This is a genomic window from Pseudomonas sp. P106(2024), assembly GCF_057480815.1.
Window position 1 is genome coordinate 1 of record NZ_JBLIYU010000019.1, and the last position, 18,943, is coordinate 18,943.

The following is an 18,943-nucleotide window of genomic DNA, read 5'->3' on the forward strand; positions in this document are numbered from 1 at the left end:
CGGGCATGGATGCCCGTCAAGCGCTGGGGCCCAGGATGGGCCCTGCAGCGCGGTCCTCCCGGGAGCAAGGCCGGAGTGAGGGAACCCCGGAGCGAAGCGCAGGGGCCGTATGAATGGAGCGCAGCGGCTTTGGTTACTTTGGCCGCGGACGGCGAGTTAAGACCAAAGTAACCCGCCGTAAGGGCCAGCCCTTTCAAGGTCTTGAAAATTAGCGTTCGACTTGGAATTGCCGGGGTCGCTTTGCGACCCTTTCGCGACACAAGGCCGCTCCTACATGTGACCGCGCCCCTCGTAGGAGCGGCCTTGTGTCGCGAAAGGGCTGCAAAGCAGCCCCGGCAATATTGAGCTGGAAACGTCATATCTCAAAAATCGCAAGACCTTGAAAGGGCTGGCCGTAAGGGCGGAAAGGTGAATAAGCGTCGACATCATAAATGAATACGCATACAACTTTAAAAACCACCCAACAACAACAACAACAACAACAACAACAACAACAACACGCGCTCCCACACAGGCAGAAGCACCAGACTCACAATAAAGAACGGATAGGACCTAAAGCCCTACCCGCCCAAAGTCACTCATCAATCTCAAGCCTTACCAGCCAACCGCCCCACCAGCCCATCGACAAACGCCACGGCATTAATAACCCCCTCATGCCCATCAGCGATCACCGTCGAGCTAGCCAGCCCGTTGACCGAAGCCTGCGCCAGCAACCCCGCCTCCCCCATCCGCACCCGTTCCAAGCTACGGCTCTCGCTGGCCCACCAGCAATCCACCCGGACCGCCAGCGGCCGCAGGCGAAACGCCTGGCTCAGTTCGACGTTGCGATCGAGAACAGCGAAACCATCGACGATCTCCCGCTGCAGATGCACATCCTCATGAATGGCCCGCAGCCGCTCGGCACTGACGCCCCCGGCAGCGGCCACCTGCTTGATGACCCATTCGGTCCGGTCGACCTCGGCCGGCAGACGCCCGGCCTCGTCGATGAAACCGACGATACGGGCTTCACCCACACCCGGAGCAAACGCCAGCAGCCCACGCAGCAGGCTCTCGTCCGCCCGCGCTACCTGCACCACCTCGACGGGCTCGGCCTCGAGGCCGGACACGTCCTTCGGTAGCAGGGTATCGACCAGGCCGACGAAGCCCACCTCCTGACCGGCCTGCTCCAGGGCATGAGCCACCTCCAGCGCCAGGGCGCCGCCCAGGGACCAGCCCAGCAGATGGTAAGGGCCGCTGGCCTGGGTGCGGCGGATCTGCTCGACGTAGTAGCCGACCATCGCCTCCCAGGACTCGTCCACCCAGCCCGGCACGGCATAGCACTTGTTGACCAGGCCATACACCGGACGCTCGTCGGCCAGGCGGCTGGCCAGCGGGTAGTAAGCGTAGGCACCGCCGCCGCCCGGCGGCAGGCAGAACAGCGCCGGACGCTGGCGTTGGCAACCGTTGAGGTTGATCACCGACGTTTTCAGGCGATCCTTGCCGCCGCCGATGAAATTCGCCAGTTCCTCGAAGCTCGCCATCAGCATGAACTCATGCAGGCTGATGTTGATGGCGAAAGCTTCACGTACCCTGTTCACCAGCGTGATCACCAGCAAAGAGTGGCCGCCGAGCTCGAAGAAGTTGTCGTGCAGGCCAACCTGCTCGACCTTCAGCACTTCGCTCCAGATCGCGGCCAGTTGTTGCTCCAGCGCCGTACGCGGGGCCACGTAGCCCTGTTGTAGCTGGCTGGCGTCGGGCTTCGGCAGGGCCTTGCGGTCCAGCTTGCCGTTGGCCGTCAGCGGCCACTGCTCCAGCACCAGGAAGTGGGTCGGGACCATGTAGTCCGGCAGGTTGGCTTTCAGGTGCTGTTTCAGCGTGTCGCGCAGGGCGGCGTGGTCGGTGGATGGATCTTGAGCGATCAGGTAGGCCGCCAGTTGCTTGCCCCCTGCCCCGTCGATATCCAGCACCAGCACTTCGCGCACCGACGCATGCTCTTGCAGGCGTGCCTCGATCTCGCCCAGTTCGATACGGAAGCCTCGGATCTTCACCTGGTGGTCGATCCGACCCACGTACTCGATCACCTCCTGGCCGCGATAACGCGCCAGGTCGCCGGTGCGGTACAGGCGCCCACCTTCGCTGGAGAACGGGTCCGGCACGAAGCGTTCAGCAGTCAACGAGGCGCGGTTGTGGTAACCGCGTGCCAGGCCGGCATGACCGACGTGCAGCTCGCCCGTGCAACCCTTGGCCACCGGATTGAAATCGGCATCCAGTACATACATCGACAGGTCCGGAATCGCCGCACCGATCGGGCTGCCCGACTGTTGCGTATCGGCGAAGCGGATCGGCCGGTAGGTCACATGGACCGTGGTCTCGGTGATGCCGTACATGTTGATCAGGTTGTCGCAGTCCTCGCCGAAACGCTCGAACCACGGTTGCAGTGCCGCCACATCCAGGGCTTCGCCACCGAAGATCACATAGCGCAGTGCCAGATCATCAGCACTGTCACAGGCCACCCGCATCAGCGGCTTGAACGCCGACGGGGTCTGGTTGAGCACGGTCACGCCCTGCTCCACCAGCAGTTGGTGGAAGTCTTCCGGCGAACGGGTCACCTCACGCGGCACGATCACCAGGCGACCGCCGTGCAGCAGCGCGCCGAAAATCTCCCACACCGAGAAGTCGAACGCGTACGAGTGGAACAGCGTCCACACATCCTGCGGGCCGAAGCCGAACCAGGCGTCGGTGGCCTTGAACAGACGCAGCAGGTTGTGGTGTGGCAGCAGCGTACCTTTCGGCTTGCCGGTGGAACCCGAGGTGTAGATCACGTAGGCCAGGTTGTCCGGCTGGGTCAGGTGATCAGGGTTCTGATCACTGTAACCGGCCAGGTCGTCTTCCAGCTTCAGGCTGCGAACCTGCGCCGGTACGGGCAGATCGGCCAGCAGATGCCCTTGAGCCAGCAGCAGTTGAATGCCGCTGTCTTCCATCATGTAGCTCAGGCGCTCCTGCGGGTACTCCGGATCCAGCGGCACATAGGCGCCCCCGGCTTTGAGGATCGCCAGCAGGCCAACGATCATCTCGAACCCGCGCTCCACCGCAATACCCACCAGCACATCCGGCCCCACGCCCTGCTCGCGCAGCTTGTGGGCCAGACGGTTGGCGCGGCGGTTGAGCTGGTCGTAGCTCAGCGATTGGCCGGCGAAGGTCACGGCGACCGCCTCAGGCGTACGTGCTGCCTGCGCCTCGATCAGCTCATGGGCACACGCCATGCTCGGATAGCTGGCAATCACCTGCTCCGGATCGGCGCTCAGGGCAATCTCGCCCAAGGCCCGTTGCGGCGCGTCCGCCAGCCCTTCCAGCAGCTCGACGAAGTGCGTCGCCAACTGCCCGACAGCCGATTCGGCGTAACGGGCGCGATCGAACTTGAAGCTGGCCGACAACCTGTCGCCCACCTGTGCCACCAGCGTCAGCGGATAGTTGGTCTGTTCCTGGCTGACCACCTCGCCGAACGCCAGCTCCTGGGGTGCACCGGCCTGCAAAGCCTCGGACACCGGGTAGTTCTCGAACACCAGGATAGTGTCGAACAGCGCCTCGCCGCTCCAGCCGGCCCAGCGCTGGATCTCGTACAGCGGCGTGTGCTCATGCTCGCGCAAGGCCAGATTCAGTGCCTGGACCTGTTGCACCCACTCGTCAACACGCTGCTCGGAACGTGGGCTGGCAACCACCGGCAAGGTGTTGATGAACAGTCCCAGCTGCTCCTCGACGCCCGGCAGCTCGGTCGGGCGACCCGCCACGGTGGCACCGAAGGTCACGCTGGCCTGGCCGGTGTAGCGCTGCAACAGCAGCAGCCAGGCCGCCTGGACCAGGGTGTTGAGGGTGACCCGCTGCTCCCGGGCAAAATCGCCCAGGCGCTGGGTGCGCCGTGCATCGAGCGTAACCTCATGCTCGGCCTGCCCATGCCCCTGGGCGTCGGACCGCAAGGCCTGGGCCAGGCGCGTAGGCTCGTCCAGCCCGGCCAGGCGCTCGCGCCAGAAGGTTTCACTGGCCTGCTGGTCCTGATGTTGCAGCCACTGGATATAGTCGCGGTAACGGCTGGTCTTGGCCGTTGGCACGACACCGGCGTAACGCTGCAGCACCTCGCCGAACAGCCGCGAGCTGCTCCAGCCATCCAGCAGGATATGGTGGTTGGTCAATACCAGCTGGTAGTGCTGCTCGCCGGTACGGATCACCGCCAGGCGCAGCAGCGGACCGCTGGCCAGGTCGAAGCCGGCGCGCAGGTCGGCCTCGGCCCAGGCCTGCAACGCGGTCGGCAGGTCGGCCTGAGCGCGCCAGTCCAGTTCCACCAGCGGCAGGCGCACCTCGCGCAGGACAACCTGCAGCGACTGGTCGTAACCGCTGACGAAGCTGCTGCGCAGCACCTCGTGGCTGTCCAGGGTGGCCTGCCAGGCCGCGACGAAGCGTGGCACATCCAGGCCCTGCACCTCGACCCGCAGCTGGTTGATGTAGTTGCCCGCCGCCTGCTCGTAGAGGCTGTGGAACAGCATGCCCTGCTGCATCGGCGACAGCGGGTAGATGTCCTCGATATTGCCCGCCGCCACCGGCAACGCCGCCAACTGGCGCTGGTCGAGGCTGGCCAGCGGGAAGTCCGACGGCGTCACGCCCGCCACGCCCGGGGTGGTGCAGTGGGCGATCAGCTGGCGCAGTTCCTCGGCGTACTCGTCGGCCAGGCGCTGGATCTGCCCACGCTCGAACACGGCGCTGCTGAAACTCCAGTCCAGGGCCAGTTCACCGGCGTAGACCTGGCCATCGATGCTGAGCAGGCTGCCCAGCGGCGCCTCCGGGCTCTGCCCCTGTCCCGCGCCTTCCGGCGCAGGGACGAACAGGCCCTGCTCGCTGTCGAAGCTGCCATCGAACTGCCCCAGGTAGTTGAATACGATGCTGCCCTGGGCCAGGGCGCCGAGGGCCTGGCGGGCCTGCTCGTCGCCCAGGTAGCGCAGCACGCCGTAGCCGATGCCCTTGGCCGGCACGGCGCGCAGCTGTTCCTTGACCGCCATGATCGATGCGCCCAAGTCGCTTGCCGGGGTCAGTTTCAATGGATACAGGCTGCTGAACCAACCGACCGTGCGGGTGATGTCGAGGTCGTCGAACAGGTCTTCGCGGCCGTGGCCTTCCAGGCGAATCAGCGCGTGCGCCTCGCCGGTCCAGCGGCGGATGACCCGGGCCAGCGCCGTCAGCAGCAGGTCGTTGACCTGGGTGCGGTAGGCGGCCGGCGCCTCCTGCAGCAGTTGCCGGGTCAGCTCGGCGTTCAGCTGGGTGCGCACCGAGATCTCATGTTTACGCTGCTGACCGCCCTCTGGGTTCGCCCCGGGCAGGACGTCGCTGACACCCTGCAACTGCGCCTGCCAGTAAGCCAGCTCGGCCGCCAGCGCGGGGCTGCGGGCATGCTCGCGCAGGTGCTCGGCCCAGGCCTTGAGCGAGCTGCTCTTGGCCGGCAGCACCGGCGTCTTGCCGGCCAACAGGGCCTGGCAGGCCGCCTGCAGGTCTTCGAGCAGGACGCGCCAGGACACGCCGTCGACCACCAGGTGATGGATCACCACCAGCAGGCGCTGCTGGCCTTCGGGCAGGTCGATCAGCACCACCCGCAGCAACGGGCCATGCTTCAGGTCCAGGCTGCGCTGGGCCTCGTCGGCCAGCTCCGGCAGGCGCGCGGCGTCGTCCAGCTGATGCACCCACAGCAACTGCTGCGCATCGACCGGCGCGAATTGCCCATGCCACTGCCCCTGCTCTTCGCTGAACCGCAGGCGCAGGGCATCGTGCTGCTCCACCAGCAGCTTGAGCGCCGCCTGCAGCAACGCCACGGTCAACGGCTGGCGTGGGCTCAGCATCACCGCCTGGTTCCAGTGGTGACGCTGGGGAATCGCGGTATCGAAGAAGCGCGCCTGGATCGGCAGCAACGCCAACGAGCCGCTCACCAGCTCGACCACTTCGGCTGCCGGCTTCTTCTCGATCAGCTTGGCCACCGCCGCCAGTTGGCCGATGGTCTGCTTCTCGAACAGCTGCTTGGGGCTCAGCTTGATGCCCTGGCGCTTGGCCCGGGCGATGATCTGCAGGCTGAGGATGGAATCGCCGCCCAGCTCGAAGAAGTTGTCGGTGCTGCCCACCTGCTCGCGCTTGAGCACTTCGCACCAGATCGCGGCAAGTTTCTCCTCGATTTCGCCCACCGGCGCGGTGTAGCGCTGCCTGGCCACGCCCGGCTTGGGCAGGGCCTTTTTGTCCAGCTTGCCGTTGGCGGTCAGTGGCAGGCGCTCGAGCAGCAGCACCTGTGCCGGTACCAGGTACTCCGGCAGGCGCGCCTGCAAGGCCTGGCGCAGCGCCTCGACCTGCAACTCGACGCCCGCCGCCGGCACGGCCCAGGCCACCAGTTGCAGACGCGACGGATCGCTGTCCAGGGGCAGCGCCAGCACCACGGCTTCGCCGACCCCAGGCAGGCCTTGCAGCACCTGGCCAACTTCGCCCGGCTCGACCCGGTAGCCGCGAATCTTCACCTGGTCGTCGCCGCGCCCCAGGTATTCCAGCACGCCCTGGTCCAGGCGCGCGCGGTCACCGGCACGGTACAGCCGCTCGCCGTTCTGGCCAAAGGGGTCGGGGACGAAACGCTCGGCGGTCAGCCCCGGCTGGCCGACATAGCCCTGGGCCAGGCCCTGGCCACCCAGGTACAAATCGCCTGCCACCCGCTCGGGCAGCGGATTGAGGTAGGCATCCAGCACCCGCGCCTGACCGTTGTCCAGCGGCCGGCCCACCGGCACGCTGCGCCAGCCGGGCAGGCGTTCGCCGACTTCGTGGGTGAGGATGCCCACGGTGGTCTCGGTCGGACCATAGTGGTTGATGATCCGGCAGCCGGGCTTCAGACGCCGGACCTGCTCGATCAGGGCCCAGGAGCTGGCCTCGCCGCCGAGGATCAGCAGTTGCTCGGGCAACACCCGCTCAGGCTGCGCGGCCTGCAGCAGGCCTTGCAGGTGGCTGGGCACGATCTTCAGCACATCGACCCGGTGCTCGGCCATGTAGCTGGCAAAACCGTCCGGATCGAAGCCCTGGTCGTGGCCCAGCAGGTGCAGCAGCCGGCCCGAGGCCAGCGCGCCGAACAGCACGGTGTGGCCCAGGTCCGCGGCCACGGTGGAGACCATCGCCAGGCTGGCGCCGGGTTGCAGGTCGAGGCGTTGCAGCACGCCCTGCAGGTAGTTGGCCAGTGCGCCGTGGCTGATCACCACGCCCTTGGGCTGCCCGGTGGAACCCGAGGTGTAGATGATGTAGGCCGCTTGCTGCGGATCGATGTGTACCGCCGGTGGCTGGTCGCTGCGGTCGCCGTGCTGCGCTGCGTCAAAAGCCAGCGCCGGGCACACGCCCAGCCCCGCCGCCTGGGCGTCGCCCAAGGCGTGCACCAGCAGGCGCGCGTCGCTAGCCTGCAGCAGCTGCTGCAGGCGTTCGGCGGGCTGGCGGCTGTCCAGCGGCAGGTACACCGCGCCCAGTTTGAGCACGGCCAGCAGGCTGGTCACCCATTCGATGGAGCGCTCCTGGCACAGCGCCACGGTCATGCCCGGGGCGATACCCTGTGCCTGCAGATAGTGAGCGAAGCGGTTGGCTTGCTGCTCCAGCTCCGCGTAGCTGACCATACGATCACCCGCGCGCAGCGCCGGCTGCTCGGCACCGGTGTTCAGGCCCTGGCGCCACAGGGCGAGGAAGTCCGCCTGCGGCCAGCTGTGGGTGCTGGCCTCGACCTGCGCGGCCTGGGCATCGGGGTGTTCGCACAGCACCGCCTCGGGGTGCTCGACGAGCGTGCGCAGCACCGCCTGGAACGAAGCGGCCAGGCGCTCGATGGTCGCGGCCTCGAACAGGTCCGTGCTGTAGTTGAAGTAGCCTTGCAGGCCCTCGGGGGTCTCGGTGAAGTCGTAGGCCAGGTCGAAACGGGCATCGTTGCCTTCGACCGGGAAACCGCTGACGCTCAGCTCGCCCAGTGTCTGCCGGGCTTGGGCGCCTGCCTCGGTGTCGGCCATATTCTGGTTGATCTTCACCTGGAACAGCGGGTTGTGCCCCAGGTTGCGCTCCGGCGCCAGGGCATCCACCAGGTGCTCGAACGGCAGTTCCTGGTGCGACTGCGCGCCGCTGACCACCTGCTTCACCTGCTCCAGCAGGGCCGCGCCGCTCTGGCGCTCGTCCACCTGCACCCGCAGCACCTGGGTGTTGATGAAGAAGCCGATCAGGCCTTCGACTTCCTTGCGGTTGCGCCCGGCATTGGGCGCGCCGATGCGGATGTCGGCCTGGCCGCTGTAGCGCGCCAGGGTCACGGCCAGGGCCGCGAGGGTCAGCATGAACACGGTCTGGCCCTGGCTGCGCGCCTGGGCCTTGAGCTTGGCCGACAGCGCCGCCGGCACATCGCTGCGCAGGGTCGCGCCGCGGTAGCTGGGGTGCGCCGGACGCTTATGATCCAACGGCAGTTCCAGCACCGGGTGCTCGTCCCCCAGTTGCTGCTTCCAGTACTGCAACTGGCGCTCGCCCTCGCCGGCCTCGAGCCAGGCGCGCTGCCAGATCGCATAGTCGGCGTACTGCACCTCGAGCGGTGGCAGGTCGGCGGCGCGGCCCTGGGACAGCGCTTCGTACAGGTGCACGAACTCCTGCACCATCAGCTCGCCCGACCAGCCGTCGGAGACGATATGGTGCATGCACACCGTCAGCACATGTTCGGTGGGCGCCAGGCGCAGCAACCGGACCCGCAGCAGCGGCCCGTCGAGCAGGTCGAAAGGCGCATCCAGTGCCTCACGCACCTCGGTGCGCAGGCACTGTTCGATATCCTCGCCCGGCCCGGCCTGTACCTCGCGCACTTCCAGGCTCACGCCCGACTGCTCAAGGACCTGCTGGTGAAACTCCCCCTCCTCGGAGACGAAACGCGTGCGCAGGCTTTCGTGACGCCGCACCAGCGCGTCCAGGGCCTCGGCCAGGGCCTGCTGGTTCAGCGAACCGCTCAGGCGCACCGCCATCGGCACGTTGTAGAAGCTGCTCTGCGGCTCCAGCTGCCAGAGGAACAGCATGCGCTGCTGGGCATAGGACAGCGGGATGCGCGGGCTGTCGTGGCGGGTGACGGCGATCGGCAACAGGCGGAAGCTCTGCCCGGTCTCGCGCATCTTGTCGAGGATCTGCCGACGCTGCTCCAGGGCAAGGCCCACAAAGCGCTTGGCGATACGTTCTGCTGTGCTTTTGTCCATCTCAGACGCCCGCCATTTCATTCATCATTCTTTCGATATCGGACAAGCCGTCCTCGCTCAACGACAGGCCGGTGGAGGCACAAGCCTGGGCAAAATCATTCAATTGCGGTTTCTCGAATAGCAGGCGCAGCGGGATGTCGATCCCCAGGCCCGAGTTGATCTTGGACATCAGCTGGGCCGCCAGCAGCGAATGCCCGCCCAGCTCGAAGAAGTCGTCATTCAGGCCCACCCGCTCGACCTCCAGCACCTCGGCCCAGAGCGCCGCCAACTGCTGCTCCAGTTCGCTGACCGGGGCCACGTAGGCCGACTGCGCCTGGCGGGTATCGGGGGCCGGCAGCGCCTTGCGGTCGAGCTTGCCGTTGGGTAGCAGAGGCATGCGCTCGAGCAGCACCAGGTACATCGGCACCATGTAGTCCGGCAGGCTGGCGCCCAGGTGCGCCTTCAGTTCGGCGCGCAGGCCGCCCTGCTCCTCGGGCATCGCGTTGGGCACCAGGTAGGCGGCCAGTTGCTTGCCGCCCGGGCCGTCGATATCGACCACCAGCACCTCGCGCACCGCCGGATGCTCGCGCAGGCGCGCCTCGATCTCGCCCAGCTCGATACGGAAACCGCGGATCTTCACCTGGTGATCGATGCGCCCGGCGTACTCGACCAGCCCCTGTTCGCGATAGCGCGCCAAGTCGCCGGTGCGGTACAGGCGGGCACCCGGCGTAGTGGCGAACGGATCGGGGATGAAACGCTCGGCGGTCAGCCCCGGGCGGTTGTGGTAACCGCGGGCCAGCAGCTCGCCACCCACCAGCAGCTCGCCGATGGCCCCTGGCAGGGCCAGGTCGCCGTCGGCATCCACCAGGTGGATCGAACGCCCGGCCAGGGCCTTGCCGATCGGGACCTGCACCGGCAGGGGCTGCTCGCCGGTGACATAGGCACTGCAGTCATGGCTCATGACGCTGACGGTAGCCTCGGTCGGCCCGTAGGTGTTGAGCAGGCGCACATGGCCGAGCCCGGCCTGTTGCCAGGCCAGCACGCCGTCGGCGGCCATGGCCTCGCCGCCCATGTGCACCTGGCGCAGCACGCCATAGTCGCGCGGGCCCTTGGCCGCGAAGTCCTTGGCCAGCAGGTACCAGTAGGCGGTCGGCAGGTCGGCGAAGGTGATGCCTTGGCTCAGCACTTCGCGGTAGAAGGTCTCGCTGTCCCACAGTGTCGGGCCGCGCACCACCACGCTGGCGCCGCAGATCAGCGCCGGGTACAGCTGCTCGACGAAGGCGTCGAAGTTAAAGGTGGAGAACTGCAGCACCCGGTCGGCCGCCGACAGCCCGCAGAAGCCCTTGGCGACATGGGCGTGCCGGCTCAGGGCGGCAGCGCTGATGCCCACGCCCTTGGGACGGCCGGTGGAACCGGAGGTGTACATGATGTACGCCAGGTTGTCGGGGTCGCCCAGCTCGGGCAATGCATGGCTCGGCCAGGCGTCAAGGGCCTCGCTGTCCAGGCACAGGCTGCGCACGTGCGGCGCCACGGCCAGGTCCTGCAGCTGCGCGCTGTGGCCGAGCAGCAGGACGATGCCGCTGTCCTCCATCATGTAGGCCAGGCGCTCGTGCGGGTAGTCGGGGTCCAGTGGCACATAAGTGCCGCCGGCCTTGAGCACCGCCAGCAGGCCGACCACCATGTCCAGGCTGCGCGGCAGGGCGATGCCCACGCGAACATCCGGGCCGATGCCTTCCTGGCGCAGGCGGTGGGCCAGCTGGTTGGCGCGCTGGTCCAGGGCCTGGTAGGTGAGCTGCTGCCCTTCGCAGATCAGCGCCGTGGCCTGCGGCGTGCGCGCGGCCTGGTCGGCAATCAGCTGCTGCACGGTGCGCTGGTCGGGGTAGACGGCCTCGTGCCGGCTCCATTGCTCAAGGAGGGTCTGGCGCTGCGCCGCATCCAGCAGCGGCAGTTCGACGATGCGCTGGGCCGGCTGGGTGCTGACCGCCTGCAACAGGTTCAGCCAGTGCCCGGCCATGCGCTCGATGCTGGCGTGCTCGAACAGGTCGCTGACGTAGGTCAGGGTCGCGCCCAGGCCGTCCTCGCTCTCAAAGGTGTCCAGGGCCAGGTCGAGATGCGCCGTGGGATTGTCCCAGGCCAGGCCGGCGATGCTCAGCCCCGGCAGCTCGCGGACATTCTCCGCACGGTAGGCCTGGTGGTTGAACATCACCTGGAACAGCGGGTTGTGGCTGAGGCTGCGCTCCGGTTGCAGCGCCTCGACCAGTTGCTCGAACGGCAGGTCCTGGTGGGCCTGGGCCTGCAGGGCGGTGTGCTTGACCTGCTGCAGCAGCTCGCTGAAGGTGGTCTGCAGGTCGAACTCGGCCTTGAGCACCTGGGTGTTGACGAAGAAGCCGATCAGCCCTTCGGTCTCGGCCCGGGTGCGGTTGGCGATCGGCACGCCGACGCGGATATCGGCCTGGCCGGTCTGGCGGTGCAACAAGCTCTGGAACGAAGCCAGCAGCAGCATGAACAAGGTCACCCCTTGCTCGCGCGCCTGCGCCTTGAGCGCCTGGGCCAGGGCCGCCGGGACCTCGAGGGTCAGGCTGCGTCCGGCATGGCTCTGCACGGTGGGACGCGGGTGATCGGTGGGCAGTTGCAGCACATAGTGCTCGCCACCCAGCTGCGCCAGCCAGTAGTCCAGCTGGCGGGCCTGCTCGCCGGCCTCCATCCACTGGCGCTGCCAGGCGGCGTAGTCGGCGTACTGCACGGCCAGGGCAGGCAGCTCGGGTTGCTGGCCCTGGCTCAAGGCCAGGTAGGCGTCGACCACTTCGTCGACCATGATCGGCATCGACCAGCCATCGGCGACGATGTGGTGCAGGGTCAGCACCAGCACGTGATCGTCCTCGGCCAGGCGTAGCAGGCGTACCCGCAGCAGCGGCCCCTGGCTCAGGTCGAACGGGCGCTGCACTTCGCGGGCCACGCGCTCGCGAACCGCCTCGGCGCGGGTGTCCTGGAGCGACTCCATGACCAGGGTGAAGGTGCTCGCCGGGTGAATGCGCTGCAGCGCTTGTCCGCCCTCCTGGTGGAAGGTGGTACGCAGGCTTTCGTGACGGGCCACCAGGGCCTCGAACGCCTGGCGCAGCGCTTCCAGGTTAAGCCGGCCTTTGAGTTGCAGGGCGGCGGGGATGTGATAGGCGGCGCTGCCCGGCTCCAGTTGCCAGAGGAACCACTGGCGCTGCTGGGCATAGGACAGCGCCAGCGGCTGGCCGCGGTCCACCGGCAGCAACGCCGGAGCCAGGCTGGTACTGCCTTGTGCGGCGAGCGCGGCGAAGCCTTGCAGGTCGGGGCACTCGAACAGACTGCGCAACGCCAGCTCCAGGCCCAGCCCCTGGCGCACCCGGGCAATCACCTGGGTCGCCAGCAGCGAGTGGCCGCCGAGCTCGAAGAAGTTGTCGTGCAGGCCGACCTGTTCGACCTTGAGCACCTCGGCCCAGATCGCGGCCAGGCGTTGCTCCAGCTCGCTGCGCGGCGCCACGTAGTCCGCTTGCGCCTGGCTGGCGTCAGGCTTGGGCAAGGCCTTGCGGTCGAGCTTGCCGTTCGGCGTCTGCGGCATCGCCTCGAGGAACACCAGGTGCGCGGGCACCATGTACTCCGGCAGGCCGGCCTTCAGGTGACGCAACAGGTCGGCACGCAGATCGTCACCGGCCTGCGCGCTCGGCACCAGGTAGGCCGCCAGTTGCTTGCCGCCCGCGCCGTCGATGTCGATCACCAGCGCCTCGCGCACCCCCGGGTGCTCGCGCAGGCGGGCATCGATCTCGCCCAGCTCGATACGGAAACCGCGGATCTTCACCTGATGGTCGACCCGGCCGACGAACTCGATGACGCCATCGGCGCGCAAGCGCGCCAGGTCGCCGGTGCGGTACAGGCGCCCACCGGCACTGGCGCCGAACGGGTCGGGAATGAAGCGCTCGGCGCTCTGGCCCGGGCGGTTGTGGTAACCCCGGGCCAGCAGCTCGCCGCCCACCAGCAGCTCGCCGATCGAACCCGGCAAGGCCAGGTTGCCGGCCGCATCGACCAGGTAGACACTGCGTCCGGGCAGGGCCTGGCCGATCGGGATCTGGCCGGGCAAGGCGGCCTGGCCAGTGACATAGTCGCTGCAGTCATGGCTGGTGATGCACACCGTGGCCTCGGTCGGGCCGTAGGTGTTGACCAGCCGCACACCGGCCAGCCCCGCGGCACGCCAGGCCAGCACGCCATCGGCGGCCATGGCTTCGCCGCCCATGTGCACGCGGCGCAGCTGACCGTAATCCCGCGGCCCATGGGCGGCGAAGTCCTTGGCCAGCATGTGCCAGTAGGCGGTCGGCAGATCGCTGAAGGTCACGCCCTGCTCCAGCACCTGGCGGTACCAGGTCTCGCTGTCCCACAGCGCCTGGCCGCGCAGCACCACGCGGGCGCCGCAGACCAGCGCCGGGTACAGCTGCTCGACGAAGGCGTCGAAGTTGAAGGTGGAGAACTGCAGCGCCCGGTCCGCCGCCGTCAGCCCGAAGCGGCCGACGAAGCCCAGCACGTGCCCGCGCAGGGCCGCGGCGCTGATGCCAACGCCCTTGGGGCGGCCAGTGGAGCCGGAGGTGTACATGATGTACGCCAGGTTGTCCGCCTGGGTCAGGTTGGCCAGGTCGTCCTCGACGCAGCCTTGCAGCCAGTCGTCACCCTGGTCCAGGCACAGGTTGCGGACCTCTGGGGCAACGTTCAGGCGCGCCAGCACGCCCGACTGGGTCAGCAGCAGGCGCAGGCCGCTGTCCTGGATCATGTAGGCCAGGCGGTCGTGGGGGTAGTCGGGGTCCAGCGGCACATAGGCGCCGCCGGCCTTGAGCACCGCCAGCACGCTGACCACCATGTCCAGGCCGCGCTCGATGGCGATGCCGACCGGTACGTCCGGGCCGACACCGAGGGCGCGCAGCTTGTGGGCAATGCGGTTGGCGCGGCGGTTCAGCGCCTGGTAGGTCAGTTGCTTGCCCTCGCAGACCAGCGCCACGGCTTGCGGGGCCTGGGCGGCCTGCGCCTCGAACAGCTGGTGCACGCAAGGGGCGGCGCTGAAATCGGCAGATTGTTCGGACCCGCTCGCCAGCTGCTGCTGTTGCTCGAAGTCCAGCAGCGCCAGGTCGCTGATCGCCTGCTGCGGCTGCCGGGCGATGGCGCGCAGCAGGACCAGCCAGTAGCCGGCCAGGCGCTCGACGGTGGCGCGCTCGAACAGCTCGCTGATATAGGTCAGGCTTGCGCCCAGGCCGTCGTCGCTCTCGAAGGTGTCCAGGCTCAGGTCCAGCTGAGCGGTGTGGTTGTCCCAGGCCAGCCCTTCCACGGTCAACCCCGGCAGTTGACGGGCATCGCCTGCGCGGTAGGTCTGGTGGTTGAACATCACCTGGAACAACGGGCTGTGGCTCAGGCTGCGCTCGGGCTGCAGCGCCTCGACCAGTTGCTCGAAGGGCAAGTCCTGGTGGGCCTGGGCCTGCAGGGCGGTGTGCTTGACCTGCTGCAGCAGCTCGCCGAAGGTGGTGCGCAGGTCGAACTCGGCCTTGAGTACCTGGGTGTTGACGAAGAAGCCGATCAGGCCTTCGGTTTCGGCTCGGGTGCGGTTGGCAATCGGCACGCCGACGCGGATATCGGTTTGCCCGGACACGCGATGCAGCAGGCTCTGGAACGAGGCCAGCAGCAGCATGAACAGGGTCACGCCCTGTTCGCGCGCCGTAGTCTTCAGGGCCTCGGCCAGCTCGCGCTCGAGGGTGATGTCCAGGCGCTCGCCGACATGGCTCTGCAGCAGCGGACGCGGACGGTCGAGCGGCAGTTCCAGCACTGGCTGCTCGTCGCCCAGCTGTCCGCGCCAGTAGTCCAGCTGGCGGGTCTGCTCGCCAGCGGCCATCCACTGGCGCTGCCAGGCGGCGTAGTCGGCGTACTGGAACGCCAGGGCCGGCAGTGGCGCGGCAGCGCCCTGACAGTAGCCGGCATACAGGCGCACCACCTCGTCGACCATGATTGGCATCGACCAGCCGTCGGCGACGATATGGTGCAGGGTCAGCACCAGCACATGGTCGTCTTCGGCCAGGCGCAGCAGGCGGGCACGCAGCAGCGGGCCGTTTTCCAGGTGGAATGGCTGGCGGGCTTCTTCGGCCACCCGCGCTTGCAAGTGGTCAGCGCTGACCGCATCAACAGCCAGGTCGAAGTCGCTGGCCGGGTGGATGCGCTGCCAGGTCTGCTCGCCTTCCTGATGGAAGGTGGTGCGCAGGGTTTCATGACGGGCGATCAGCGCGGCGAAGCTGCTGCGCAGGGCCTCGATGTTCAGCTCGCCCTTCAGGCGCAGGGCCGAAGGGATGTTGTAGGCGGCGCTTTCAGGCTCCAGCTGCCAGAGGAACCACTGGCGTTGCTGGGCGTAGGACAGGGGCAGCGGTTGGCTGCGATCCACGACAGTGAATGCAGGCGCCTGGCTGGCCGAACCCTGGCCGGCGGCCTGGGCGAAGGCCAGAAGGTCGGCGGACTCGAACAGGCTGCGCAGCGGGACCTCCAGGTCCAGGCGCTGGCGGATGCGCGAGGTCACCTGGGTGGCCAGCAGCGAATGACCGCCGAGTTCGAAGAAGTTGTCGTGCAAGCCAACCTGCTCGACTTTCAGCACTTCGCTCCAGATCGCGGCCAGTTGTTGCTCCAGCGCCGTTCGCGGGGCCACGTAGCCCTGTTGCAGCTGACTGGCATCCGGTTTCGGCAGGGCCTTGCGGTCCAGCTTGCCGTTGGCCGTCAGCGGCCACTGCTCCAGCACCAGGAAGTGGGTCGGGACCATGTAGTCCGGCAGGTTGGCTTTCAGATGCTGTTTCAGCGTGTCGCGCAGCGCTACGTGGTCTGCATTTTCGTCTTGGGCGATCAGGTAGGCCGCCAGTTGCTTGCCCCCTGCCCCGTCGATATCCAGCACCAGCACTTCGCGCACCGACGCATGCTCTTGCAGGCGCGCCTCGATCTCGCCCAGTTCGATACGGAAGCCTCGGATCTTCACCTGATGGTCGATCCGGCCCACGTACTCGATCACCTCCTGGCCGCGATATCGCGCCAGGTCGCCGGTGCGATACAGACGTCCACCTTCGCTGGAGAACGGGTCCGGCACGAAGCGTTCAGCAGTCAACGAGGCGCGGTTGTGGTAACCGCGTGCCAGCCCGGCATGACCGACGTGCAGCTCGCCCGTGCAACCCTTGGCCACCTGATTGAAATCGGCATCCAGTACATACATCGACAGGTCCGGAATCGCCGCACCGATCGGGCTGCCCGGCTGTTGCGTATCGGCGAAGCGGATCGGCCGGTAGGTCACGTGGACCGTGGTCTCGGTGATGCCGTACATGTTGATCAGGTTGTCGCAGTCCTCGCCGAAGCGCTCGAACCACGGTTGCAGTGCCGCAACGTCCAAGGCCTCGCCACCGAAGATCACGTAGCGCAGTGCCAGATCATCAGCGCTGTCACAAGCCACCCGCATCAGCGGCTTGAACGCCGATGGGGTCTGGTTGAGCACGGTGACACCCTGCTCCACCAGCAGCTGGTGGAAGTCTTCCGGCGAACGGGTCACTTCACGCGGCACGATCACCAGGCGACCGCCGTGCAGCAGCGCACCGAAGATCTCCCACACCGAGAAGTCGAAGGCATAGGAGTGGAACAGCGTCCACACATCCTGCGGGCCGAAGCCGAACCAGGCATCGGTGGCCTTGAACAGACGCAGCAGGTTGTGATGCGGCAGCAGCGTGCCTTTCGGCTTGCCGGTCGAGCCAGAGGTGTAGATCACATAGGCCAAGTTGTCCGGCTGGGTCAGGTGATCAGGGTTCTGATCACTGTAACCGGCCAGGTCGTCTTCCAGCTTCAGGCTGCGAACCTGCGCCGGTACGGGCAGATCGGCCAGCAGATGCCCTTGAGCCAGCAGCAGTTGAATGCCGCTGTCTTCCATCATGTAGCTGAGCCGATCCTGCGGGTACTCCGGATCCAGCGGCACATAGGCGCCACCGGCCTTGAGGATCGCCAGCAGGCCGACGATCATCTCGAACCCCCGCTCCACGGCGATGCCCACCAGCACGTCCGGCCCCACGCCCTGCTCGCGCAGCTTGTGGGCCAGACGGTTGGCGCGGCGGTTGAGCTGGTCATAGCTCAACGCCTGCCCGGCGAAAGTCACGGCAATCGCCTCAGGCGTACGCGCCGCCTGCGCCTCGATCAGCTCATGGGCGCACAGCGTGCTTGGGTAGCGCTGCACTTCGGCTTTCCACTCGCCTTGCTCAGCCATGTCGAGCAACGGCAATTGCGCCACACGCTGCGCGTGGTCCTGGCAGATGCCCTGCAACAGGTTGCGCCAATGCCGGCCGATGCGCTCGACCGTGGCCGGGTCGAATAGCGAGGTGGCGTAGGTCAGTGCCGCGATCAGCCCGCCGTCGTGTTCGGCGGTGTTGAGGATCAGGTCGAACTGGGTGGTCTGCCCTTCCCAGCTCAAGCCCTCGACCTGCAGCTCACCCAGCTGACGGGCCATGCCCGGGCTTTCGGCCTGGTGGTTGAACAGCACCTGGAACAGCGGGTTGTGGCTCATGCTGCGCTCGGGCTGCAGCGCCTCGACCAGCTGTTCGAACGGCAGGTCCTGGTGCGCCTGGGCCTGCAGCGCGGCCTCGCGGACCTGCTGCAGCAACGCGGTGAAGGTGATCTGCGGCGCGAACTCGGCCTTGAGCACCTGGGTATTGACGAAGAAGCCGATCAGCCCCTGGGTTTCGGCACGGGCACGGTTGGCCACCGGTACGCCGACACGGATATCGGCCTGCCCGCTGTAGCGGTGCAGCAGCGTCTGGAACGACGCCAGCAACAGCATGAACAGGGTCACTCCCTGCTGGCGGGCCAAGGCCTTGAGTGCCTGCGCCAGGGAGGCATCGATATCGATGGCCAGGCGCGCGCCGTGGAAGTTCTGCACCGACGGCCGCGGACGGTCGACGGGCAGCTCCAGCAGCGGTTGCTCGCCGGCCAGTTGCTGGCGCCAGTAGCCGAGCTGGCGTTCCTGCTCGCCGGCTTCCATCCAGTCACGCTGCCACACCGCGTAGTCGGCGTACTGGATCGGCAGCTCGGCCAGGGTCACTGGCGAGCCCTGGCGCAAGCCTTGGTAAAGACGGATCAGCTCGTCCACCAAAATTGGCGTGGACCAGCCATCGGAGACGATATGGTGCACGGTGAGGATCAGCACATGCTCTTCAGGCCCCAGCACCAGCAGCCTGACCCGCAGCAGCGGGCCCTGTTGCAGGTCGAAGGGTTGTTGCACCTCGGCCTCCACCCGCGCGCGGATGGCCGCTTCCAGGCTGGTCGGATCGGCAACCGCCAACGGCTCCACCGCCAATGCCAGCGGCATCGACGGATGGACGATCTGCACCGCGCCGTCACCCTCCTGGCGGAAGGTCGTGCGCAGGGTCTCGTGGCGCGCCACCAGGCTGTCGAAGCTGCGCTGCAATGCTTCGATGTCCAGCGCGCCCTTGAGCCGCAGCGCCGCCGGAATGTTATAGGCGGCGCTGTGCGGATCGAGCTGCCAGAGGAACCACTGGCGCTGCTGTGCGTATGAAAGCGCTGCCCCGTCCGCAGATTCCCTTCTGAAGATCGGGGTGACCCCGTAGAGGTTGACACCCTGGCGCTTGAGCAAGGCTGCCAATGCCTTGCGCTCCCTGGTGGACAGCGACTTTACGGAGTCGAGCAGCTCTTGCACTTTGAATGTCTCC

2 protein-coding genes are annotated in these 18,943 nt (G+C 67.3%); both read right to left on the bottom strand.

Translation table 11 applies throughout. The features are described 5' to 3' along the window. Window positions 1-587: 587 nt before the first annotated feature. Window positions 588-9,230 (bottom strand): amino acid adenylation domain-containing protein, encoded by an 8,643-nt coding sequence (locus AC25M7_RS22745; RefSeq protein ID WP_486971491.1) that lies wholly within the window; start codon window positions 9,228-9,230, stop codon window positions 588-590. 1 nt (window position 9,231) lies between these two features. Then, window positions 9,232-18,930, bottom strand: coding sequence for an amino acid adenylation domain-containing protein (locus tag AC25M7_RS22750; RefSeq protein ID WP_486971492.1), 9,699 nt, complete (start codon window positions 18,928-18,930; stop codon window positions 9,232-9,234). Window positions 18,931-18,943 lie beyond the last annotated feature (13 nt).

Excerpts from the sequence above, each read along its gene's own strand:
- AC25M7_RS22745 (WP_486971491.1), bottom strand. The coding sequence starts at position 9,230 with ATGGACAAAAGCACAGCAGAACGTATCGCCAAGCGCTTTGTGGGCCTT.